General features: G+C 61.9%; 16 protein-coding genes. 6 read left to right on the top strand and 10 right to left on the bottom strand.

Going from position 1 to position 22,583, the window contains the following annotated elements:
* Window positions 1–78: 78 nt before the first annotated feature.
* The 8 genes from ACZ445_RS18975 to ACZ445_RS18940 form a co-directional block, all read right to left on the bottom strand.
* Window positions 79–2,565, bottom strand: coding sequence for a fimbria/pilus outer membrane usher protein (locus tag ACZ445_RS18975; protein ID WP_058423867.1), 2,487 nt, complete (start codon window positions 2,563–2,565; stop codon window positions 79–81).
* 85 nt (window positions 2,566–2,650) lie between these two features.
* Window positions 2,651–3,394, bottom strand: coding sequence for a fimbrial biogenesis chaperone (locus tag ACZ445_RS18970; RefSeq protein WP_058423866.1), 744 nt, complete (start codon window positions 3,392–3,394; stop codon window positions 2,651–2,653).
* Between the two features lie 58 nt (window positions 3,395–3,452).
* On the bottom strand, window positions 3,453–4,043 hold the full coding sequence (locus ACZ445_RS18965) for a fimbrial protein (protein WP_058423865.1): 591 nt from the start codon (window positions 4,041–4,043) through the stop codon (window positions 3,453–3,455).
* 84 nt (window positions 4,044–4,127) lie between these two features.
* The gene (locus tag ACZ445_RS18960; RefSeq protein ID WP_058423864.1) at window positions 4,128–4,772 is read right to left on the bottom strand and encodes a response regulator; all 645 of its coding nucleotides are present in this window, start codon (window positions 4,770–4,772) and stop codon (window positions 4,128–4,130) included.
* 22 nt (window positions 4,773–4,794) lie between these two features.
* Complete coding sequence (locus tag ACZ445_RS18955) at window positions 4,795–7,953, bottom strand: hybrid sensor histidine kinase/response regulator (RefSeq protein ID WP_310863710.1); 3,159 nt, start codon at window positions 7,951–7,953, stop codon at window positions 4,795–4,797.
* 51 nt (window positions 7,954–8,004) lie between these two features.
* Window positions 8,005–9,192 (bottom strand): response regulator cyclic di-GMP phosphodiesterase PvrR, encoded by a 1,188-nt coding sequence (pvrR, locus tag ACZ445_RS18950; RefSeq protein WP_058423862.1) that lies wholly within the window; start codon window positions 9,190–9,192, stop codon window positions 8,005–8,007.
* Window positions 9,179–11,965 (bottom strand): ATP-binding protein, encoded by a 2,787-nt coding sequence (locus tag ACZ445_RS18945; protein WP_464707438.1) that lies wholly within the window; start codon window positions 11,963–11,965, stop codon window positions 9,179–9,181. The genes pvrR and ACZ445_RS18945 overlap by 14 nt, the downstream gene beginning before the upstream one ends.
* 54 nt (window positions 11,966–12,019) lie before the next feature.
* Window positions 12,020–12,886 carry a fimbrial protein gene (locus ACZ445_RS18940; RefSeq protein WP_259641563.1) on the bottom strand — a complete coding sequence of 289 codons (867 nt, stop codon included), beginning with the start codon at window positions 12,884–12,886 and terminating at the stop codon, window positions 12,020–12,022.
* Between the two features lie 285 nt (window positions 12,887–13,171).
* Between ACZ445_RS18940 and ACZ445_RS18935 the strand changes: the two genes are divergently transcribed.
* Genes ACZ445_RS18935 through ACZ445_RS18920 form a run of 4 tightly spaced genes read left to right on the top strand, consistent with a single transcriptional unit; the run spans window position 13,172 to window position 17,837 of the window.
* Window positions 13,172–13,645 carry a MarR family winged helix-turn-helix transcriptional regulator gene (locus ACZ445_RS18935; RefSeq protein ID WP_058423859.1) on the top strand — a complete coding sequence of 158 codons (474 nt, stop codon included), beginning with the start codon at window positions 13,172–13,174 and terminating at the stop codon, window positions 13,643–13,645.
* Entirely contained in the window at window positions 13,642–15,093 is a 1,452-nt protein-coding gene (locus tag ACZ445_RS18930; protein ID WP_179040650.1) for an efflux transporter outer membrane subunit, read from the top strand. Before ACZ445_RS18935 ends, ACZ445_RS18930 begins: the two co-directional genes overlap by 4 nt.
* 15 nt (window positions 15,094–15,108) lie before the next feature.
* The gene (locus ACZ445_RS18925; RefSeq protein WP_058423857.1) at window positions 15,109–16,308 is read left to right on the top strand and encodes an HlyD/EmrA/EmrK family protein; all 1,200 of its coding nucleotides are present in this window, start codon (window positions 15,109–15,111) and stop codon (window positions 16,306–16,308) included.
* A complete protein-coding gene (locus tag ACZ445_RS18920; protein ID WP_058423856.1) occupies window positions 16,308–17,837 on the top strand; it encodes a DHA2 family efflux MFS transporter permease subunit in 1,530 nt (509 codons plus the stop codon). Before ACZ445_RS18925 ends, ACZ445_RS18920 begins: the two co-directional genes overlap by 1 nt.
* Window positions 17,838–17,958: 121 nt before the next feature.
* Here ACZ445_RS18920 and lpxH read toward each other — a convergent pair whose 3' ends face one another.
* On the bottom strand, window positions 17,959–18,708 hold the full coding sequence (lpxH, locus tag ACZ445_RS18915; protein WP_058423855.1) for a UDP-2,3-diacylglucosamine diphosphatase: 750 nt from the start codon (window positions 18,706–18,708) through the stop codon (window positions 17,959–17,961).
* Entirely contained in the window at window positions 18,705–19,208 is a 504-nt protein-coding gene (locus tag ACZ445_RS18910; RefSeq protein WP_010209496.1) for a peptidylprolyl isomerase, read from the bottom strand. The genes lpxH and ACZ445_RS18910 overlap by 4 nt, the downstream gene beginning before the upstream one ends.
* 238 nt (window positions 19,209–19,446) lie before the next feature.
* On the opposite strand from ACZ445_RS18910, the gene ACZ445_RS18905 reads away from it, so the two are divergent.
* Both ACZ445_RS18905 and cysS read left to right on the top strand, forming a co-directional pair.
* On the top strand, window positions 19,447–21,147 hold the full coding sequence (locus tag ACZ445_RS18905; RefSeq protein WP_058423854.1) for a glutamine--tRNA ligase/YqeY domain fusion protein: 1,701 nt from the start codon (window positions 19,447–19,449) through the stop codon (window positions 21,145–21,147).
* A 21-nt stretch (window positions 21,148–21,168) separates the two neighbouring features.
* A complete protein-coding gene (gene cysS / locus ACZ445_RS18900) occupies window positions 21,169–22,557 on the top strand; it encodes a cysteine--tRNA ligase (protein ID WP_058423853.1) in 1,389 nt (462 codons plus the stop codon).
* The last annotated feature ends 26 nt before the right edge of the window (window positions 22,558–22,583 follow it).

Genomic DNA, 22,583 nt, shown 5'->3' with positions numbered 1-22,583 from the left:
GCCACACAGGGACAAAAATGTGGGAGGGGCGGTGCGACGATTCGACTTGCCCCCTCCCACATGGGTTCTCTGGTGTTTTTAGCGTTGTGGCAAGCAGGTCAGGTCTACCTGCTCATAGTTCAGTGCCTTGTTGCGCTCGCCCAGCGTATACGGCGCCTGGCAGTGCTGGTCACCCCACTTGATCAGCAGCGTACCGGCATCCTCTTCGATCAATGCCAATGCCTTGCCACTAGGGTCGGACATCGCGATCTGCTTGCCCGCAACACTCTCCAGTGACGCACCAAACGGGATAGGTTGGTGATGCGCGTCGAACAATGCGAACTGCACACGCCGCCCGCTCTTGCTGGTATAGCGGGCCACTACCACGGCCCCACGACGAGGCACGACCTGCTGGGTGGCGTTATCGATTTCAATGTCAGCGCCCAGGTCACGGGTGTCCAGGCTGATCCAGTTCACCCGGTAGGGTTGCGCATTGGGGATCACCGCATAGCCGTTACGGCCGGTCTTTGCCCCGGAGAAGCTGCCGATCTTCACACCCTGCACGCCGTCGACGTGCGCCAGCGCAAAGGTCTCGCCCACGGTCTGGCCCAAGTTGATACCGCCTGCGTGGGCCACCACCGACCCCGCCACGTTGAGGTTCTGCGCGCTGTACCCACGGCCCTGGCTGTAGCCGCCGCTGATGTCCATCAGCGAGGTGCGGGTACTGAGGTTGGCCGAGCCGGTGCTGCCGCCTGTGCTGCTGTTACCGCCTTGCAATGAGTAATAGGTGTCGCTGTTTTCGGTCAGGTAGCCGTTGACGCCCAGTTGCGTGGTGTCGCTGCCTTTCTGCGTGCTGGCCGACATAAAGGCCCTCGGCGCGCGGGGCTTTGAGCCCAGCGGAAAGGATACGGACAGGTTGATCAGCGTGTCGTTGTTCGACGCCCCGTAGTTGCCCACGTCCTTGGTATGCGTGGCGCTGAGGTTGTAACTCACGTCGCCCCAGTAGTTGCTGTAGCCCGCCGACAGGCTTTGCGAGCCGCCGCGTCCCCAGTAGCGCTGGTCGCTGGCATTCACATAGACACTGCCGAACTGCTGGTTGCGGCCCAGGCTCTGGTTGATGGTCAGGTCGGTGCGGGTCTTGGAGTTGCCGGTGCGTTTCTGCCCCTCATTGCTGAGTTCCTCGACGTGGTCGGTGAGGGTGCGATAGCCCTCGGTCGAATACCGATAGGCCGCCAGGGTGAAGTTGGTGTCGGTGCCGGTAAAGGTCTTGGCATACAAGGCGCGCACGCTGTTACCCGTGACCTGCTGGCCGAAGGTGCGGCTGACGGAGTGGGTCATGTCCAGCGATACCGCGCCGATCGACGTGTTGCGTCCTGCCCCCACGGACAACGCCTGGAAGTCCTGCGTGGCCTGGACGCCGACGATCCCCGACAGGTTGCTGCTGATGCCATAGGCCAGGGTGCTGCTGACAAACTGCGGTTTTTCTTGCCCATCGTCGTTGCTGTTGTACTGGCCGGCGGAGAGGCTGTATTTCAACTGACCTTCGCGCACCATGATCGGCAGGCTGGAAAACGCTTGCACCGTGACCCGGCGACGGCCGTCAGCCTCTATCACCGTCACTTCCAGGTCGCCGTTGGAGCCGCTGGGGTAAATGTCGCTGATCTCGAACGGGCCAGGTGGCACGTTGGCGGTGTAGAGGATGTAATTGTTCTGGCGGATTTCCACCGTGGCGCTCGATTGCGCAATGCCACGGATGATCGGCGCATAGCCACGCTCACTGTCAGCGCGCATGCCGTCGTCGGAGGCCAGCTTGAGGCCGCGATAGCGCACGCTGTCGAACAGGTCGGTGTCCGAGAAAATATCCCCGGCACTGAACTGGCCCTTCAAGGCAGTCACGTCATGTTGCAGGTAGGTGCGGTTGCTCTTGAACGTACTGGGGCGGTCGGTGCTGCTGTTGAAGTTCGACTCGTTGCGCAGGCGCCACGCGCCCAGGTTGATGCCGTTGCGCAGGCCCAGGTTGTTCGAGAGCGTGGTATCGGCATCGGTGCTGTTACGGTTGCTGCTCAGTTGGTAGTTGACGAACGCTGCGGGCACGCCTTCGTCCCACAGCGCAGGGTCGACGTAGCCACGCCGACCACGTTCCATGGCGCGTTGCGGCACGCTGACCAACAGACGCAGGCGCGGTACGTCATAGCGCACGCTGGCATGCTCGATCAAGGCGGGCAGGTCCAGGCAGGCATTCGGGTCGGTATCGACGAGCTTGCCGCTGGCCTGTAATGCGCCGATATCGACGCCCACTTGCTGCAGCATCTCCAGGGTCAGGCAGGCCTCGACCTTGCCGTTTTGCGGGTTGCGGCGAAAGTCGATATCGCGCCGACCCACCAGGGTTTCATTACCGTACAGGTCAACCCGGTAATTGCCAGGCAGTACGCTGCTGCTGGCGAGCAGCGTGTGCAAGTCGACGTCAGCCGCCGCACCTTGCAAAAACGAAGTATTGAATTGTTCGTCGCCATCGGCCTGGCACACTGAAGTGAAGCCCAGGGCAATCAATAACGGCGCCAATCCATCGCGCTTGAATAAAAACATGCAGGAACCCTATATCACCTCCGATACGAACTAACGGAGCGAAGAGAAATACAGTGAAAGTGCGGCTGCGCGAACGGCAGGCGCGTTATGGTGATTCTGTGTTCACACGGGCTGAAGTTGGCGCGCCGTTAACCAGTTGTGCGGAATAACGATCTTGCGCGCCATAGTCATTAATGCTGCCGAATATCAAGCGTGCCGGCTGGCTGGGATTAAGTTGTTTAAGGTTGAACTCTTTTAGTTCGCCCGGCGCAATCATTAGCGAATCGAACGGGTGTTCACTGACGGCACCGGCTTGCAGGGTAATGTCGGCAATCGACACGTGATAAACCCCCGGGTTGGTGACCCGCAGCACATGCTTGCCGTCGTGTTCGGCCAACTGCCAAAGCAATTCGGTCGGTGCCAGGTAAGCGTTGTTGTTCAAGCCGGCGGGGCGAAAGAACACCTTGATGCGCTGGCGCACCGCAAGCTGCAAGGTGTTCTGGGTTTTCGATGCCTTGGGGACTTCCTGTACGTTGAGCCACACCACCGACTCCCGGTCGGTGGGCAGGCCCGCGCCGGCATAAATCACCCGCAACAGCTGTTGCTCATTGGCCGTGACCCGCGCCAGCGGTGGGGTCACGGCAAACGGCACTGTGCTGTCAGTGTCGGTATCGACCCAGGACTGGATCAGCACGTCTTCACCGTTGTTACGCACCGTGATACCGGCTTCTTTATGCTGGCCGTCGAACACCAGCCGTGTGCTGCTCAACGAAATGCCGGCCGTGGCCTGGCTGACCGCGAACAGGCCCAGCAGGCCCGCGCAGAGGGACAGAGAATGACGAAATAACATGATGGCTACCGCTACGTTCGAAGAGTGTGCGAGGCCCGAAGGCCCCGCGACGCTGGGGTTATTCGTATTGCAGGGTGAACGGCAGGGTGGCATCGCCGCGACCGGCTACGGCAGTCGCAGCGTCGGCTGTGGTGACGTAGGCGGCCGAGAATTTCAGCGTGGTGTTGCTGTCCTGCAAGGTGTTTTCGATCTTCGCTGTGGTCGGCGAGCTCAGGTCGATCAACGCACCGTTGCTGTCCAGCAGGGCGATACCGACGTTCTTGGCGGCGCCCAGGCCGTCGATCAGCTTCAGCACTTTGGTGCCGGCGACGATGCCCGAACCTGCGCCTTTGGTCGGTTCGAAGATCATTGCCACCTTGGTGCCGGCGTTGCAGCTGATCTTCATGTCGAAGTTCTCGGCGCTCAGGGTACCGCTGCCTTTTGGCGCGGTCGCGGTGCCCATGTCCTTGATCGACACTTCGCCCATGTTGATCGAGATGGTTTTGTTCAGGCCAATCCCTTCAACGGAACAGGCATCATTGTTGATACTGCCGGTGAAACTAATGGTGCCGCTGCCAGCTTTGGTTGGCGCGGTGGGTTCACCGGCGGCAAATGCATTAACTGCGGCAAATACCGACAGAGCCAAGAGTGCGCGAGAGAGCTGTTTCATGTTGTTTTTCCATGCTTGGGGTTAAAACAACACAATAAGGCGCAGGCTTTGGGTGGGACATCAGACGATCCCTAGAAGGGGGTGTTAGTTAAACAAGTTGCGCTCTATGCAATAAGCCAGCAAGTCCTGGTCACTGCTGACTTCCAACTTGCGCATGGCCGCGACTTTTTGCGTGCTGATGGTTTTGGCGCTGCGGTTCAACCCACGGGCAATTTCGTTGACGCTTTGCCCGGAGACAAACAGCCTTAGAATCTCGTGCTCCTTGGGCGACAGCCGGGTGAAGCGCTGGTCGAGGTCGAACGATTCCAGCACCGAGGTCGGCTGTGGCCCTTTGCTGCGAATCGGGTTGCCCCGTGCGATGGCCTTGAGCGCAGCCTGGATCTCCACGTGCAGCTGGTTTTTCTGGATCACGGCGAGGACGCCCATCTCCTGCAACCGCGTGAGGATCAGCGGGTTGGAGATCATGGTCAGCACCAGCACGCGCACTTTGGGAAAGTGCCGCACCAAGTACTCCACCAGCTTCAGGCCATCGCCGTAGGGCGAGTCCGCCGGCATGTTGAAATCGGTGATCACCAGGTCCACCTCGGTGCTTTCCAGCAACTTCACCAGTTCATTGGAGCACACGGCTTCGCCCACCACGCGAAAGCGCTCATCGCGCTCGACCAGTTCCCGCACCCCGACCAGCACGATGGGGTGATCGTCTGCGATGACTACGTTGAGGGTTTCCATGGGTTTTTTATCCAGAGTGAAGTTATTCAAGAGTGTCGAGCAATGCGCTGAGCCGCGCCAGGTGCTGTCGCACTTCCAAGGCCAAGGCCGGCGTGACGGCCATGCCGGTCAGGCGCAGTTCCAGCGCGACAAAGGTGCTGGCCAGGTCACCGAGCTGCACCGCGCCCAGGGCGCCGGCCATGCTGTGCAGTTGTTGCGCCGCGCCATTGGCGTCCTGGTTGTCCAGCGCGGTCAAGGTGGTCTGTACGTCCTGGCGCAGTGTGGTGACAAACAGCTCACGCATCCTGGGCGACAACGGCGGCATCTCGACGACAGCCGGCATTTCGATCTTGCAGTGCTGTTCCAACTGCGCCCGCAAGGCGGCCAGGCTCAGCGGCTTGACCATCCACGCGTTCATGCCAACGGCGGCGCAGTGCTCGCCTTCTTCGCGCAGGGCATTGGCGGTCACCCCGATGATCGGCAGCGTGGCGTCCTGTCGGCGCAAGGCTTCGGTCAGTTGGTAACCGTTCATCACCGGCATATTCACATCGGTCAGCACCAGGTCGAAGCGCCCCGGCAACCACTGTGTCAGCGCCTGTTCGCCGTTGGCCGCCACCACCACCTGGCAACCCAGGGCTTCCAATTGTTCTTTGATAATGGCCGCGTTGATTACATTGTCTTCGGCCACCAGCACCTGCAGGTTGAGTGGCTGCGCCTTGGCGGACGGTGCCCGGTGTGGGCCGTTTTCGGCGCCATGCTGCGCCCGGTGGATCGCCCAGGCAATGGCACGCACATTGTCGGCGTCGACGCTCCAGTCGGGACCACACGGTTGCGCCGGGTCAGGCCCGCCCGCCGAGGCGATGATGCGCGTCCCGGACCACGTCAGGTCCTGGGCGAAATCCACCAGCAGTGCGTTGGCCGGCATCTCGGCTGACAGCGCACGGCTGGAAAGCCCCAGGCGATTGAGCCAGTTGATCAGGTGCTGCGCCCGTTCGGGTTCCTGTGCCCGTACATAGACAGGCGGCAGGCCGGGGCCGAACGTCGGGCAATCGGCCAGGCTGCCGGGAACGACCTGCAATGCGACCTGCAAGGTAAAGCTGCTGCCCAGGCCGGGTTCACTCACCACATTCAGCTGGCCGTGCATCAGCTCGCACAGCCATTTGCAGATCGCCAGGCCCAGGCCGGCACCGGCCTGGCTGGTGGCATCTTCGGCCTGGTAGAACGGGTCGAACAGCTGGTGTTGCTGCGCCTGGGAAATCCCTACGCCGGAATCGCTGACCTGCCATTGCAGGCTCACCTGATCATCGCTGGTTTGCAGGACACGCAGACGCAGCACCACGCGGCCGTAATCGGTGAATTTGATCGCGTTGCTCAGCAGGTTGTTGAGGATCTGGCGGATACGCTGCGGGTCGCCGCGCAGTCGGTCCGGCAGGTTCGCGTCGATGCAGGCATACAACTGCAAGCCCTTGGTGCGGGCGAAGGCGCTGTAGGTACGCACGCTGTCTTCGGTCAGTTCCAGCGGGCAGAAGTCGTGGAGTTCGAGGGTCATTTGCCCGGCTTCGATCTTCGACACATCCAGCACATCGCTGATCAGTTGGAACAGGGACGTGGAGGAGCGCTGGATGGTCTGCAGGTAATCCTGCTGGCGTGGCGCGAGGGAGGTCAGGCCGAGCAGCTCCAGGGTGCCCAGCACGCCATACAGCGGTGTGCGGATTTCATGGCTCATGGTCGCGAGGAAGCGGCTCTTGGCCTGGTTCGCCGCATCGGCCGCCTGGCGTGCTTCTTTCAGGGCGGCGGCATCTTCGATGTGCCGGGTGACATCGTGCACCGCGCACAACCACGCGTCCTGGCCCTGGTATCGCGTGGGCACGAACGCCACGTGCAGGTGGCGGCCGTCACTTTCAAGGTCGGCCTGGCCCGGCGTGGTGCGCGGTTGCTGTTTGAGCAAGTCGAATAATGCGCGGGCGTCCCGCCATTGTTGGGCACGCTGGTTTTGCAGGAGGACCTGATGATCGCTGCGGCGGATCACGCACAGGCCGGTGGGCGCGGTGTCGATGACCGCGCGGCTGAACGCCTCGCTCTCGGCGATGCTCGCGTGGGCCTGATGGGCGGGCAACACCACCCGCGCCGTGTACCAGCGATTGAACGCACGGCCGCAACCCAGCATCGCCAGCACCACGGCCAGCAGACACAGCAATGGCCACAGCGCGTAGTCGAGGAAGCGTTGCAGGCTGATCACGTAGATCGCCGTCCACGCCTGCTCGCCCTGGCTGGTGAGTTTGAACACCAGGCCGTCACGGGTGATGTTCACACCTTCGTTCAACACCTGGCCAGGCTTCACTGCACCGGTCAGGACAACTCCGGCAGGGGTGATCAAGGTGAAGTTGTCGTAGATCGACCACTGCATCAAGCGCTCGATGTTATTGACCTTGGCCAGGTCCAGCAGCGAGGCCACCACTACCCAGGTGTTGGCGCCGTCGATGGTCAGCGCGGTCGAGGCCAGGTTGATGTCGACATAGCCCAGCAGCACGGGCGCAGCGTTGTCATCGGGCGTGGGGTCGTAGGGTTCCCAGTGCACCTGATGATCCGCCAGCGACGAATTCTGTGCGTGCAGGCGCTCGTTCAACTGGGTCAGCACGTCCAGCAGCGCGCCGACCGGCACCTGGCCGCCATCGCGCAGCCGGCCGGTGGCGGGCACGCTGATGTCGAAGTTGTCCGGGCCGTTGATCACCATCATCTGGGGCGACTGATAGTGGGAGGCGGCCCAGAACGCGCTGTAGTAAGCCGACAAGTAGGTGCCGAGGGCGAAGACCTTGGGGTATTGGGCGGGGGTGATCTTGTCCGGGTTGATTTTCAAACTGTAGGGCAGGGCAAACGGCAGCCCGCGACCCTCATAGATATTCGGTCCTTCTTCGGGCAGCGGCTTTTGCACAACGGGTGGGAGCAGGGCCGAAGGGTTGAGTTCGCCCTGGAGGCTACCCCGCGAAACATCGCGCAGGAAGGCTTCCTGCTCGTGGATATTTTCCATCAGCCGGGCGAAGTGGAATTGCAGGGTTTCATGCTGCTCCTTGACCATGCGCTGCACCCCCAGGTAGCTGATACCCAGCAGCAGCACCGCCAATGCGCCCAGTACCAGCAAGCCTTTGTTCAGGCGCAGTGAACTGCTGGTGAGTTTCTCCAGGAAGGCATTGGGGTGATGCATGACGCGGTGACCTCGCAAGCTAACGGTGTTGTTCCACACCCGGCAGCCGGGTCAATAGGCGCTCGCCGGCCCGTCGTGGGTCAGCAATTGCTGGAACTGATCCGCAGAGACGGCGTGGGAGATCAGGAAACCCTGGACCTGAGTGCAGTCGATCTTACGCAACAGCGCAAGTTCTTGCGCGGTTTCTACACCCTCGGCCACCACGATCAAGCCCAATTGACGCCCCAGGCTGACGATGCTGGTGAGAGCCTGGGCCAATTCTTCGTTGGCGTTGCAGCCCTGCACCAGTGCACGGTCGATCTTTACCTCGGTGAACGGTGCCGACACCAGGTTCATGTACGAGCTGTAGCCCTTGCCGAAATCGTCCTGGGACAAGCCGAACCCCTTGATGCGCAAGCGGCAGGCGCCGGCGTAGAAATTGCTGATGTCATCGGGCACCGAGCACTCCATCAGCTCGAAGCACAGGCGTGCAGGCAAACCCTGGTGTTCGAGCACGAACGCGAGGATACGGTCGGGCAGGTCATGGCTGTTGAGCAAGTGCGTGGGCAGGTTGATCGACACCGGGATGTCATAGCCGTGTTGGCGCCACGTGGCTTGGGCGGCCATCGCCTGTTTCAACACGCACCACAACAGACGTTCTTCCAGGTGGCAGGCGATCAATGCCGGCAGGAACACGCCGGGTAGCAACAGGCCATGCTCGGGGTGCACCCAGCGCACCAAGGCTTCGGCCGCGACGATGCGGCCATTGTTCAGGGCTTTCTTGGGTTGGAACCAGGCGTGCAGCTCACCGTTGTCCAGGGCGTTCATCAGGCTTTGGCAATCGATGCCGGGCTGGGTCTGGGCCGGTGCGACCTGGCGCAGCGCCTGCAACTGGTCGATCAGGCAGCGCAGGGCGGCGGCATTCACCGGCTTGGAAATCAACCCGATCACCTTCACTTGCAGGTTGCTCGCCACCAGGCTCGCGCCCATCAGCATGCGGCGTGATGCGGCACTCATGATCGCCAGCGCGGGCCGCGAAGGTTGAGCGGCCAGGCTCTGGATAAATTGCACGCCGTCCATGCCAGGCATCAGCAAGTCAGTGAGCACCAGGTCGAAGTCGCGTTGTTTCAGGCAGGCCAGCGCGGCTTCACCGTCCCTGGCGCAGACCACGTCAAAATCGCCCAACTCGCTGAACAGGTTCTGCAAATACAGGTGCTGAAACGGGTGGTCTTCAACGATCAAAATGCTACAGGGCTTCATGGGTGGCTCGTGCGTAGGGAGCCAGGGCAGTGAACAAGGCTCGCAGAGTGAAGGGTTTGACCAGGCAGTGATTCATGCCGGCCGCCAGGCACAAGGCATCTTCACCGCGCAGGGCGTTGGCGGTGGCGCCGATGATCGGGGTGTTGCAGCCCAGGCGCCGCAGGGCTTCGGCCAGTTCGTAGCCATTGAGCCTGGGCATGTTGACGTCGGTAAGGACGACGCCGAAGGCGCCTTCGTGCCAGCGCGACAAGGCCTCTTCGCCATCGCTGGCCAATTCCACGGTGCAGCCGAGTTCTTCAAGCTGGTCGCGCAGGATCAACTGGTTGATCACATTGTCTTCGGCCACCAGGATATGCAGGTGCAAGGGGTGCAGGTCGCGCCGTTCGCAACGTGCCTGGGCCGGCGCGGCCTGGCCGTTCTGGGCGTGGCGAACCGCCTGGTGGATCGCGTTCAGGTCGTTGAGGTTGACCTGCCAGCCCTCTTCGGTGAACTGCGGCTCGTGGGCGCCATCGATGCTGGCGAGGACCCGTGGGCCGTGCCAGGGCGTGTCCAGGCTGCGCTCAACCAGTTCCAGCAGCACCGCGGGTGGGGCCAGCTCGGCGCTGGACGGCGGGCCGACCTGCGCGCGGGCGCCCCAGCGCCTCAGCCAGCCGCAGAGGCTGTCGGCCAGTTCGCGCACAGGCGAGAGCACATACACCACCTCCTGCGCCAACGGCGCCAGCAGCGACGGCGCGATGCCAGTGGGTTGCTCCAGCGGTACGGTCAGGGAAAAGCTGCTGCCCAGCCCCGGCTCGCTGACCATGCGCAGGGTGCCGTTCATCAAGTGGGTCAGGCGCAGGCAAATGGGCAGGCCGAGGCCGGTGCCGGCGATCACATGGGGGTTGCCTTCGGTCTGGTAGAACGGCTCGAAGATCAGCGCCTGGTCTTCCTGGGCGATGCCTTTACCGGTGTCCGAGACTTGCCATTGCAGGCACGCCCGTTCGCCTTCACGGCTGAGCTTTTTGACCCGCAGTACCACGCGTCCGGAGTCGGTGAACTTGACCGCGTTGCTCAGCAGGTTGTTGAGGATCTGGCGCAGGCGGCTGGCGTCACCGATCAGGCGCGGCGGCAATTGCGGGTCGAGGCACGCATACAGCTGCAAGCCCTTGCTCTGCGCCGCTGCGGCGTAACCCTGCACCACTTCCTGCACCAGGCTGGGCACACAGAACTCGCTCAACTCCAGGGCCAATTGACCGGCTTCGATCTTTGACACGTCGAGCACATCACAAATCAATTGCAGTAGCGTCGCCGAGGAACCTTCGATGGCATGCAGGTAGCTTTTCTGCTGGGCATCCAGGCGGGTCCGGGCGAGCAACTCCAAGGTGCCGAGCACGCCGTACAGCGGCGTGCGGATTTCGTGGCTCATGGTCGCCAGGAACAACGTCTTGGCTTCGTTGGCGGCATCGGCAGATTGGCGCGCCTGTTCCAGCGCCGCCTCGATCTGGGTGCGTGCGCTGATATCACTGAAGGCGCAGAGCAACACGTCTTCCCCCTTGTAGCGGGTGGGTGCACAGCTCAGGTACAGGTGGCGACCGTCGGCAGCCTCGAAGTAGTCGGTGAGACAGGGGGCGTCGGGGTCGAAGGCATCACGAATCCAGCCCGGCCCCAGTTCTGCACCGGCCTGGCCGAGCCATTGTTGGGCCAGGGTGTTTTCCAGTACCACTTCGCCGTCGGTGCGCCGCAGCACGCACAGGGCCACGGGGGCGGTCTGGATCACGTCGCGGCTGAACAGCTCGCTTTCCACCAGCGCCTGGATGCGATGGATGGCGGGGGTGATGAAGCGGTGTTCCAGGCGGCGGGTCAGCAGGCCCACCAGGCTGATGGTCAGCAGGCAGAACAGCAGGGCGCCGAGCATCTGCGGCCATAGCGCCCAGAGCACGGCGCGCAGGTCGATGGAGTAGGTGAGCTGCCAGTCCGACGACTTCAGCTGTTTGCGCAACACCAATTGCTCGGGCAGCCAGCCGTCGCCGACAAAGCCGAAGAAGTCCTGCTGGCGCAAGTGCGGCAGGTTCTGCCCGGGCGGCGGGTTGCGGCTGTTGCTGAACAGAGGCATGCCCTGGGCATTGAACATGGTGAACTCGCCGGCGCTGTGGTCGCTCAAGGCGTTGGAGACTTCACGGTCATCCATCTCCAGGCCGAGCCAGCCGGAGTTCAGGTCGCGTTCATCCAGGCGGATAAAAATGTACAGCTGCGAATGGCCGCCGTCGGTGTGGGTCAGCCAGAGTTCCTGCAGGGTTTTCTGCTGCTTGAGGGCATTGAGTTGCGCCAGCATGGACGCGGGAAAGTCGGCGGCCGCGGGACCCGCATCGTATAGCCGCAGCACCTGGGCATCGGTGCCGACATACAGCAGGTTGAGTTGCTTGGTCTTCAGGAAGTCACGCATGCGCTGGGTCAGCCAGATGCTCCATTGCTTGCCCGGGATTTTGCCGAGCAACAGGCGGATTTCCTCATCGTTGACTGGCAGGTTCGATTCGGCCTTGCGTGTAGCCGACAGGCTGAGGCTTTCCAGCAGGGCTTCACGGGTGGTGAAAAAGGTATGGGCCTCGGCGATGGCGCTGCTCATGTAGCTGCGGCGCTGGGAGATCTCGTTGTTGAACGTAAACAGCAGGAAGCTGTACACGCCGCCCAGCATGCCCACCAGCAGCACCAGCGCAAAAATGCGCAACAGGCGGCGGGCGGCGTGGGGCGTGGACAGGACGGGGCTGATCTGGTGGAGATAGTTCTTTAATCGCATCCCGGCACTCTAGGGGTGGCCGGGTGTAGGAAAAATCAGACGATTCTTAGTTTGCTACAGGTAGTTCACGATGAAGGTGACTTCGGTGTTGGCACTGCCAGCCTCGACGTTGCCGGTGGGCAGGCGGTAATACGAGGCCGACAAGGGGATCTTGAAACTGGTGCCCGTGGTGGTGAAACCGCTGTACGTGTAGGCCGTATCCAGCGCGATGGGTTGCCCGGCATCATTCATCAATTGCAGGCCGATGCCTTTGGCGGTGGAGCCGCCGTTGAGCGCCACCACACCTCTGGCCGCGTCGATGACAGGCGTGGTGGCCTTGAGCGAATAGGTGACTTTATTGATACCGGTCTGGCACTGGTTCAGGCCGATGTTGAAGCGGACGGTGCGAGGGGTTGCGCCTGCGTCGCGAAATTCCCAGAGCTGATAGTCGTCACCCATGGCGACGGGGACGGAAGGGGTCTGGCAGGAGGCGGCGTTCAGCACCAGAGGGTTGGTCAGGTTGTACTTGCTGATGAACAGCTCATCGGCTTTCAAGTTGCCCAGGTTTCCGGCCGCTATCTTGACCTGTGGCGCCAGCGTGCCTGACTTGACGATTTCCAGGCGCACCGAGCCTGCGGCGATGCCGTAATTATTGACTGGTTTGAGCGTGAAAGGAGACCCCTCGTAGCGGCTCAGCGCGTCGATCCAGATCCGGAACGAAAGTCCGGTCTTGCCGATAGGATAGGTCGAGCCGCTGGTAACCGAGCCCAGCGCAGGGTTCATCACCAGGCCGTATTGAAAAGAGGTCGTGCATTTCCATTCGTTTCGAACCGATTGCACGGTGTCCTGGTAAATCACGGTGCCGTCGGGCGTATCAGCGGGAACCGTCAGGCTGCCATTGGCCAGGCTTGCGCCGAAATTAAGGGTTTCGTTGGTGTTCATGATAAGTGTGCAATTAGCCGCATAGGCGGCTGGTGCGCCCGCCAGGGTGAAGACCGCGAGGCAAGCAAACTGTTTTAAGGAAGTCATGGGAAAGGGAGTGTCGACTGGCCAAAAGGCTACGCAGATTACTCAGCGAAGGCGTCACACCCTATCAGGCAATCCTTAGAACCCCATCACTCATCCGCCAACTACCAAGCAAGCTAATAATTCCATTTGACATTCGCTGCCTAAGCAGTAACATCTTGTCATACATTCACTGCCTAGGCAGTAATAAGGTGACTTCCAATGCCCCACTTCACCCCTGACAGCTTTCGCAACTGCCACCTCGGCCTGCTCCTGGGCCGGGCGGCGCTGCTCAAGGACCGCATTATCGACACCCATATGGAGCCGCACGGCGTGACCGCTGCGCAGTTCAAGGTGTTGATCATCATCGCCCAGTTCGACGTGGATACCCCGGCGGAACTGTGCCGCAACCTGTCCCTGGACAGCGGTTCCATGACCCGCATGCTCGACCGTCTGGAACAAAAGGGATTGCTGGCACGCCAGCGTTCCGAGCAGGACCGGCGCCAGGTGCGCCTGGTGCTCACCGAAGACGGCCAGCGCCTGGCGGACATGCTGCCGCACATCGGCGCCCAGTCGATGAACGAGTTGGCCGGCGCCCTGGAGCCCGGCGAGCTGCAGACGCTGGAGCGGATTCTCAAGAAAATTCTGGTAGCTGCCGGTGACGCCATCGTCATCCAGCGGGTAGGTAAAGAATGAACAGACGCGCACTTAGCCTGGTGCTGGTGGCCATGAGCATGGCCGGTTGCGCCAACTACAGCGGCCTCGACACCCAAGGCAAACGCCTCGACGCCGGCACATTGCAAACCGGTAAAACCTTGAGCGGCGTGACCCTGTCGAGCGCTGCCTGGCCGACCGCCGATTGGTGGAAAAGCCTCGGTGACCCGCAACTCGACGGCCTGATCCAGGAAGCTCTGCATAACAGCCCCGACATGCAAGTGGCCAGCGCCCGTGCCCACCAGGCCGAAGCCGCCGCCTACGCCGCCGACGCAGCGCGCATGCCGACCCTGGATGCCAGCGCCGGTGTCACCCGCTCACGCCTGGCGAAAGACCAGGACCCACGCGGGCAGGGCGATGCCTACTCGACCGTGCGCAATATCGGCGCCAGCTTCAACTACACCTTCGATCTCTGGGGCGGCCAGCGCGCTGCCTGGGAAGCCGCGTTGGGCGAAGCGCGTGCCGCCCAGGTCGACCAGCAGGCCGCACGCCTGACCCTGGCCGCCAACGTGGCCAAGGCCTACAGCGACCTGGGCCAGGCCCATATCGTGCGCGACCTGGCCAGCGACGACCTCAAGCGCACCCGGCAGATGCTCGACCTGGGCAAGCGCCGGCTTAACTCGGGCATCGACAGCCAGTACCAGTACCAGCAGACCGAAAGCCTGGAAGCCAGCTCCCAGTCGCAATTGATCGACGCAGAGAAACAACTGCAAAGCGCAAAAATCGCCCTGGCGGTCTTGCTCGGCAAAGGCCCGGACCGTGGCAATGAACTGGCCCGGCCCAATGTGCTGAAACCCAGCGCAGTCGCCGTGCCCTCGGTGCTGCCGGCCGAGCTGCTGGGCCGCCGCCCGGACCTGATCGCCGCACGCTGGCGGGTCGAATCGGCGGGCCGCAACATCGACGCCAGCAAGACGCGCTTCTACCCCAACCTCAACCTGAGCGCGAGCGCCGGGGCCGAGTCGTTGCTGGGCGATGCGATGTTTGGCTCGGCCAGCCGCTTCTTCAACATTGCGCCGACGATCTCGCTGCCGATCTTCGACGGCGGCCGCCTGCGTGCCGACCTCGACGCCCGCGACGCCGACTACGACCTGGCGGTGGCGCAATACAACAAAACCCTGGTGCAAGCCTTGGGCGATATCGGCAACACCCTTTCGCAACTGCGCGACACCGGCCGGCAGATCCAGGCCCAGCAACATGCCGCGGACATTGCCCAGCAGTCCTACGACACCGGGGTGCAGCGCTACAGCTCCGGGATCGGTAACTACCTGGATGTGCTCAGCATCGAGCAGCAATTGCTGCAGGCCCAGCGTCAGCTGGCAACCCTGAATGCTGCGCAGATCGATCTGTCGATTCAACTGATGCAGGCCCTGGGCGGCGGCTACAGCGCCGACAACGTGGCAGCGACCACCCCCGCCACACGCACGGAATAATTTGAGGTATTTGTCATGGCCACTGCCGAAAACACCAACGCAACCGAACAACCCAAAGACACCAACCCACGCAAACGCAAAGTGATGCTGATCGGCCTGGCGCTGGTCGTCATCCTTGCTGTGGTCGGCGTGTGGGGCTGGTATGAGCTCTACGGCCGCTTCAGCGAAAGCACGGACGACGCCTACGTGAACGGCAACGTGGTGGAAATCACCCCGCTGGTCACCGGCACCGTGGTCAGCATCGGCGCCGACGATGGCGACCTGGTCCACGAGGGCCAGGTGCTGATCAACTTCGACCCGAACGACGCCGCCGTCGGCCTGCAAAGTGCCCAGGCCAACCTGGCCCGCACCGTGCGCCAGGTGCGCGGCCTGTACAGCAACGTCGACGGCATGAAGGCCCAGGTCAATGCGCAGAAAGCCGATGTGCAGACCGCCCAGGACAACTTTAACCGGCGTAAAACCCTGGCCCAGGGCGGGGCGATTTCCCAGGAAGAACTGTCCCATGCCCGTGACAGCCTGACTGCCGCGAAAAACGCCCTGACCAACCTTGAGCAACAACTCAAAACCACCAACGCGCTGGTGGATGACACCGTGATCAGCTCCCACCCGGATGTGCAGGCCGCTGCCGCGCAACTGCGCCAGGCCTACTTGGCCAATGCGCGCAGCACCTTGATCGCACCGGTCACCGGCTATGTGGCCAAGCGCACCGTACAACTGGGCCAGCGCGTACAACCAGGCACCGCATTAATGGCGGTGATCCCGCTGAACCAGCTGTGGATCGACGCCAACTTCAAGGAAACCCAACTGCGTGACATGCGCATCGGCCAGCCGGTGGACATCGAATCGGACATCTACGGCAGCGACGTGAAATTCAGCGGCACCATCGACAGCCTCGGCGCCGGTACCGGCAGCGCGTTTGCCCTGCTGCCGGCGCAGAACGCCACGGGGAACTGGATCAAGATCGTGCAACGGGTGCCGGTGCGTATCCACATCAACGCCGAAGAACTGGCCAAGCACCCGCTGCGTGTGGGCTTGAGCACCCTGGTCAAGGTCGACCTGCATGACCAGAGCGGCCCGGTCCTGGCGCAACAGGCGCCGCAGAAGGCCTCGTTCAGCACCAACGTGTATGACCGCCAACTTGCCGAGGCCGACGCCATGATCACCCAGTTGATCCATGACAACAGCCTCGCCGCGCCCAAGGCTGTGCAACGCTGATGAGCAATAACGCCTCCTTCACGCCACCCAGCCTGTTGATGGCCACTATTGGCCTGTCGCTGGCGACCTTTATGCAGGTGCTCGATACCACCATCGCCAACGTGGCGTTGCCGACCATTTCCGGCAACCTGGGCGTGAGTTCGGAGCAGGGCACCTGGGTCATCACCTCGTTTGCGGTGAGCAACGCGATTGCGTTGCCGCTGACCGGTTGGCTGAGCCGGCGGTTTGGCGAGGTGAAGCTGTTCTTGTGGGCGACGATGCTGTTTGTGCTGGCCTCGTTCCTGTGTGGTATTTCCACGTCGATGCCCGAGCTGATCGCCTTCCGCGTCATACAAGGCCTGGTGGCCGGGCCGTTGTACCCGATGACCCAGACGTTGCTGATCGCCGTCTACCCGCCGGCGAGGCGCGGCATGGCCCTGGCGTTGCTGGCGATGGTCACGGTGGTGGCGCCGATTGCCGGGCCGATCCTCGGCGGCTGGATCACCGACAGCTACAGTTGGCCGTGGATCTTCTTCATCAACGTGCCCATCGGTATCTTTGCGGTGATGGTGGTGCGTTCGCAGTTGAAGAAACGTCCGGTGCAGACCAGTTATCAGCCGATGGACTACGTTGGGTTGCTGAGCTTGATCGTCGGCGTGGGCGCCTTGCAGATCATTCTCGACAAGGGCAATGACCTGGACTGGTTCGAATCCAACTTCATTATTGTCGGCGCGGCGATTTCGGTGATTGCCCTGGCGGTGTTCATCATCTGGGAGCTCACCGACAAACACCCGGTGGTCAACCTGAAGCTGTTTGCCTACCGCAACTTCCGCATCGGCACCATCGTGTTGATCCTGGGGTACGCGGGTTTCTTTGGCATCAACCTGATCCTGCCGCAGTGGTTGCAGACCCAGATGGGCTACACCGCGACCTGGGCGGGCCTGGCGGTGGCGCCGATTGGTATTTTGCCGGTGCTGATGTCGCCGTTCGTGGGCAAGTACGCGCACAAGTTCGACCTGCGCCTGCTGGCGGGCCTGGCCTTCCTGGCGATTGGCTTGAGCTGCTTCATGCGCGCGGGCTTCACCAATGAGGTGGACTTCCAGCACATCGCCCTGGTGCAGCTGTTCATGGGGATCGGCGTGGCGCTGTTCTTCATGCCGACCTTGAGCATATTGATGTCCGACCTGCCGCCGCACCAGATTGCCGACGGCGCGGGCCTGGCCACGTTCCTGCGCACCCTGGGCGGCAGCTTCGCGGCGTCGCTGACCACCTGGATCTGGATTCGCCGGGCGGACCAGCACCATGCCTACATGAGCGAGAACATGACCACCTACGACTCGGCGACCCGCGATGCCTTGCAGGCGCTGGGCGGGGCAGGGCAGAAGGCCTATACGCAGTTGGACCAGATCCTCACCAGCCAGGCGTACATGATGTCCACTGTGGATTACTTCACGTTGCTGGGGTGGATGTTCATGGGGTTGATGCTGCTGGTGTGGCTGGCGAAGCCGCCGTTTGGTGCCAAGGCCGGGCCGGAAGCCTCAGGCCACTGATCAGTAAAGGTTGAAATACAATTCAATGTGGGAGGGGGCTTGCCCCCGATAGCAGTGGTTCAGCCAACAAATATGTTGAGTCTTCCGCCGCCATCGGGGGCAAGCCCCCTCCCACATTTTGTCAGGCGCCGGGCAACGCCAGTTGCGGGTTCACAAAATCAAACGCCGCCAACTGAAACCCTTGCTCATCCACCTGCAACGCCCAGCCCTGCTTGTCCCAATCCCCCAGCACAATGCGCTTGGCCGCCTGGTCGCCAATCTGCAACTTGTGAATGGCGGGGCGGTGGGTGTGGCCGTGGACCAGGGTGCGCACGCCGAACTGCTGCATCACCCGTGGCACTTCCTCGGGCGTTACATCGACGATGTCGTTGGCCTTCATGCGCGTCTGCGCGCGGCTTTCACTTCGCAGCTTGCGCGCCAGCTTGTGCCGCGTGCCCAAGGGCAGGTGGCGCAGGATAAACAGCACGATCGGGTTACGCAGGATGCGTCGCAGCTTCATATAGCCGACGTCGCGGGTACAGAGGCTGTCGCCGTGCATCAACAGCACGGGCTCGCCATGCAGCTGCACGACACTCGGGTCCTTGAGCAAGCTGGCGCCTGCGGCTTTGCAGAACGCCTTGCCGATCAGGAAATCGCGATTGCCGTGCATGATAAAAATCGAGGTGCCGCTGTCGCTCAGTTCGCGCAGGGCTGCGCAAATGGAGCGCTGGAACGGTGTCATCCCATCGTCGCCAATCCAGGCTTCGAAAAAGTCCCCCAGAATGTACAACGCCTGGGCGCCACGGGCGCGGCCGTGGAGCAGATCCAGAAACGCCCGGGTAATGTCCGGGCGCTCCTCTTCCAGATGCAAATCTGAAATCAGCAATATCACCCAACGATCTCGGCTTTCTCGACGATCACGTCTTCTACCGGAACATCCTGGTGACCGGCTTTACCGGTGGTCTGCACGCCTTTGATCTTGTCGACGACGTCCTGGCCTTCGGTGACTTTACCGAATACCGCGTAGCCCCAGCCCTGCACGTTCTTGCCGCTGTGGTTCAGGAAGGCGTTGTCGGCCACGTTGATGAAGAACTGCGCGGAGGCCGAATGCGGCTCCATGGTACGGGCCATGGCGACGGTGTACTTGTCGTTGGAAAGGCCGTTGTCCGCTTCGTTCTGGATGCTTGGGCGCTTGTCTTTCTTTTCTTTCATGCCAGGCTCGAAACCGCCGCCCTGGATCATGAAGTTGCCGATGACACGGTGGAAAACGGTGTTTTCGTAGTGGCCGGCGTTCACGTACTCGATGAAGTTGGCGACGGTGATCGGCGCTTTCTCGGCGTTCAGCTCGATGACGATGTCACCGTGGTTGGTGGTCAGTTTGACTTGAGTCATGTTCACTACTCTTTTCAGGGAATTCGTGGGTTTGGGTGCCTGGGCACCACGACCGGTATGGCGAAACTGCGGCCAAGGCGCGCAGTTTAGCGTGCCCTGCAGGAATTTCGAGGTGGTTTTTTACCACTGGTGCGTTAAATGCACCGCAACCCTGTCAGCGGCTTGACAGCATCAGCTATGATAAGCCCTTTGTTTTGTCGGCCTAGCCCGGCCACGTACTTGTCTGTTCAAGGATCCTATGAGCAAGCCCACTGTCGACCCTACCTCGAATTCCAAGGCCGGACCTGCCGTCCCGGTCAATTTCCTGCGCCCGATCATCCAGGCGGACCTGGATTCGGGCAAGCACACGCAGATCGTCACCCGCTTCCCGCCAGAGCCCAACGGCTACCTGCACATCGGTCACGCCAAGTCGATCTGTGTGAACTTCGGCCTGGCCCAGGAATTCGGTGGCGTCACGCACCTGCGTTTCGACGACACCAACCCGGCCAAGGAAGACCAGGAATACATCGACGCCATTGAAAGCGACGTGAAGTGGCTGGGTTTCGAATGGTCCGGTGAAGTGCGCTATGCCTCGCAGTACTTCGACCAACTGCACGACTGGGCCGTCGAGCTGATCAAGGCCGGCAAGGCCTACGTCGACGACCTGACCCCGGAGCAGGCCAAGGAATACCGTGGCAGCCTGACCGAGCCGGGCAAGAACAGCCCGTTCCGCGACCGTTCGGTCGAAGAGAACCTCGACTGGTTCGCCCGCATGCGCGCCGGTGAGTTCCCGGACGGCGCCCGCGTACTGCGCGCCAAGATCGACATGGCCTCGCCGAACATGAACCTGCGCGACCCGATCATGTACCGCATCCGCCACGCCCATCACCACCAGACGGGCGACAAGTGGTGCATCTACCCGAACTACGACTTTACCCACGGTCAGTCGGACGCCATCGAAGGCATCACCCACTCCATCTGCACCCTGGAGTTCGAAAGCCACCGTCCGCTGTACGAATGGTTCCTCGACAGCCTGCCGGTGCCGGCGCACCCGCGTCAGTACGAATTCAGCCGCCTGAACCTGAACTACACCATCACCAGCAAGCGCAAGCTCAAGCAACTGGTTGATGAAAAGCACGTACACGGCTGGGACGACCCACGCATGTCGACGCTGTCGGGCTTCCGCCGCCGCGGCTATACCCCGGCCTCGATCCGCAACTTCTGCGAGATGGTCGGCACCAACCGTTCCGACGGCGTGGTCGACTACGGCATGCTCGAGTTCAGCATCCGCCAGGACCTCGACGCCAACGCCCCACGCGCCATGTGCGTGCTGCGCCCGTTGAAGGTCGTGATCACCAACTACCCGGAAGACCAGGTCGACCACCTCGAGTTGCCGCGTCACCCGCAAAAAGAAGAACTTGGCGTGCGCAAGCTGCCGTTCGCCCGTGAAATCTACATCGACCGCGATGACTTCATGGAAGAGCCGCCAAAAGGCTACAAGCGCCTGGAACCGAACGGCGAAGTGCGCCTGCGTGGCAGCTACGTGATCCGTGCCGACGAAGCGATCAAGGACGCCGATGGCAACATCGTCGAACTGCGTTGCTCCTATGACCCGGACACCCTGGGCAAGAACCCCGAAGGCCGCAAGGTCAAGGGCGTGATCCACTGGGTGCCGGCGGCCGCCAGCATCGAGTGCGAAGTGCGCCTGTACGATCGCCTGTTCCGCTCGCCGAACCCTGAAAAGGCCGAAGACAGCGCGAGTTTCCTCGACAACATCAACCCTGACTCCCTGCAAGTACTTACGGGTTGTCGTGCTGAGCCATCGCTTGGCGACGCACAGCCGGAAGACCGTTTCCAGTTCGAGCGCGAAGGTTACTTCTGCGCGGATATCAAGGACTCGAAACCAGGTCGCCCGGTATTCAACCGTACCGTGACCTTGCGTGATTCGTGGGGTCAGTGATTCTGTCTTAAGGGAATTGTCGTGTTAACGATCTACAACACACTCAGCAAGACCAAAGAAGTCTTCAAGCCGCTGGATGGCAACAAGGTGCGCATGTACGTGTGCGGCATGACCGTGTACGACTACTGCCACATCGGCCACGGCCGCAGCATGGTTGCCTTCGACCTGGTGACCCGCTGGTTGCGTTTCAGCGGCTATGACTTGACCTATGTGCGCAATATCACCGACATCGACGACAAGATCATCAACCGCGCCAACGAAAACGGCGAGTCGTTCGACGCGCTGACCGAGCGCATGATCGCTGCGATGCACGAGGACGAGGCCCGCCTCAACATCCTCAAGCCGGACATGGAACCGCGTGCCACCGACCACATCCCAGGCATGCACGCGATGATCCAGACCCTGATCGACAAGGGTTACGCCTACGCCCCGGGCAATGGCGACGTGTACTACCGCGTCGCCAAGTTCATGGGTTACGGCAAGCTGTCGCGCAAAAAGATCGAAGACCTGCGCATCGGCGCCCGCATCGAAGTCGACGAAGCCAAGCAGGACCCGCTGGACTTCGTGCTGTGGAAAGCCACCAAGCCCGGCGAGCCGAGCTGGGAGTCGCCATGGGGCGCCGGGCGTCCGGGCTGGCACATCGAATGCTCGGTGATGTCCACTTGCTGCCTGGGTGAGACTTTCGACATTCATGGCGGCGGCAGCGATCTCGAGTTCCCGCACCACGAAAACGAAATCGCCCAGAGCGAAGCCGCCACTGGCAAGACCTACGCCAACGCCTGGATGCACTGCGGCATGATCCGCATCAATGGCGAGAAGATGTCCAAGTCCTTGAACAACTTCTTCACCATCCGCGACGTGCTGGAAAAGTATCACCCGGAAGTGGTGCGTTACCTGCTGGTGTCGAGCCACTACCGCAGCGCCATCAACTACTCGGAAGACAACCTCAAGGACGCCAAGGGCGCCCTGGAGCGGTTCTACCACGCGTTGAAAGGCTTGCCGACCGTAGCGCCGGCCGGCGGCGAAGCCTTCGTGGCCCGCTTCACCGAAGTCATGAACGACGACTTCGGGACCCCGGAAGCCTGCGCCGTGCTGTTCGAAATGGTGCGCGAAATCAACCGCCTGCGCGAGAGCGACCTCGACGCAGCGGCGGGCCTGGCGGCGCGCCTGAAAGAACTGGCCAGCGTGCTTGGGGTTCTGCAAATGAAGCCTGAGGACTTCTTGCAAGCCGGCGCCGAAGGGCGCGTGGATGCGGCTGAGGTGGATGCGCTGATCCAGGCACGTCTGGCGGCGCGAGCCAATAAAGACTGGGCGGAATCCGACCGTATTCGCGACCAACTCACCGCCATGGGCGTGGTGTTGGAAGACGGGAAGGGTGGGACGACGTGGCGGTTGGCGGATCAGGCTTGATCGGTAAACGCTGAACGAAAAACGCC

This window comes from Pseudomonas allii (assembly GCF_055380095.1).
This window is presented reverse-complemented; position numbering and strand designations above follow the sequence as displayed.

Bases quoted from the DNA above. Each gene is read 5' to 3' on its own strand.
- ACZ445_RS18930 (WP_179040650.1), top strand. From the start codon at position 13,642: ATGAACAGACGCGCACTTAGCCTGGTGCTGGTGGCCATGAGCATGGCC.
- ACZ445_RS18955 (WP_310863710.1), bottom strand. From the start codon at position 7,953: ATGCATCACCCCAATGCCTTCCTGGAGAAACTCACCAGCAGTTCACTG.
- ACZ445_RS18975 (WP_058423867.1), bottom strand. From the start codon at position 2,565: ATGTTTTTATTCAAGCGCGATGGATTGGCGCCGTTATTGATTGCCCTG.
- ACZ445_RS18945 (WP_464707438.1), bottom strand. From the start codon at position 11,965: ATGCGATTAAAGAACTATCTCCACCAGATCAGCCCCGTCCTGTCCACG.
- pvrR (WP_058423862.1), bottom strand. From the start codon at position 9,192: ATGAAGCCCTGTAGCATTTTGATCGTTGAAGACCACCCGTTTCAGCAC.
- ACZ445_RS18940 (WP_259641563.1), bottom strand. From the start codon at position 12,886: ATGAACACCAACGAAACCCTTAATTTCGGCGCAAGCCTGGCCAATGGC.
- ACZ445_RS18905 (WP_058423854.1), top strand. From the start codon at position 19,447: ATGAGCAAGCCCACTGTCGACCCTACCTCGAATTCCAAGGCCGGACCT.
- ACZ445_RS18910 (WP_010209496.1), bottom strand. From the start codon at position 19,208: ATGACTCAAGTCAAACTGACCACCAACCACGGTGACATCGTCATCGAG.
- ACZ445_RS18970 (WP_058423866.1), bottom strand. From the start codon at position 3,394: ATGTTATTTCGTCATTCTCTGTCCCTCTGCGCGGGCCTGCTGGGCCTG.
- ACZ445_RS18960 (WP_058423864.1), bottom strand. From the start codon at position 4,772: ATGGAAACCCTCAACGTAGTCATCGCAGACGATCACCCCATCGTGCTG.
- ACZ445_RS18920 (WP_058423856.1), top strand. From the start codon at position 16,308: ATGAGCAATAACGCCTCCTTCACGCCACCCAGCCTGTTGATGGCCACT.
- ACZ445_RS18935 (WP_058423859.1), top strand. From the start codon at position 13,172: ATGCCCCACTTCACCCCTGACAGCTTTCGCAACTGCCACCTCGGCCTG.
- ACZ445_RS18925 (WP_058423857.1), top strand. From the start codon at position 15,109: ATGGCCACTGCCGAAAACACCAACGCAACCGAACAACCCAAAGACACC.
- ACZ445_RS18965 (WP_058423865.1), bottom strand. From the start codon at position 4,043: ATGAAACAGCTCTCTCGCGCACTCTTGGCTCTGTCGGTATTTGCCGCA.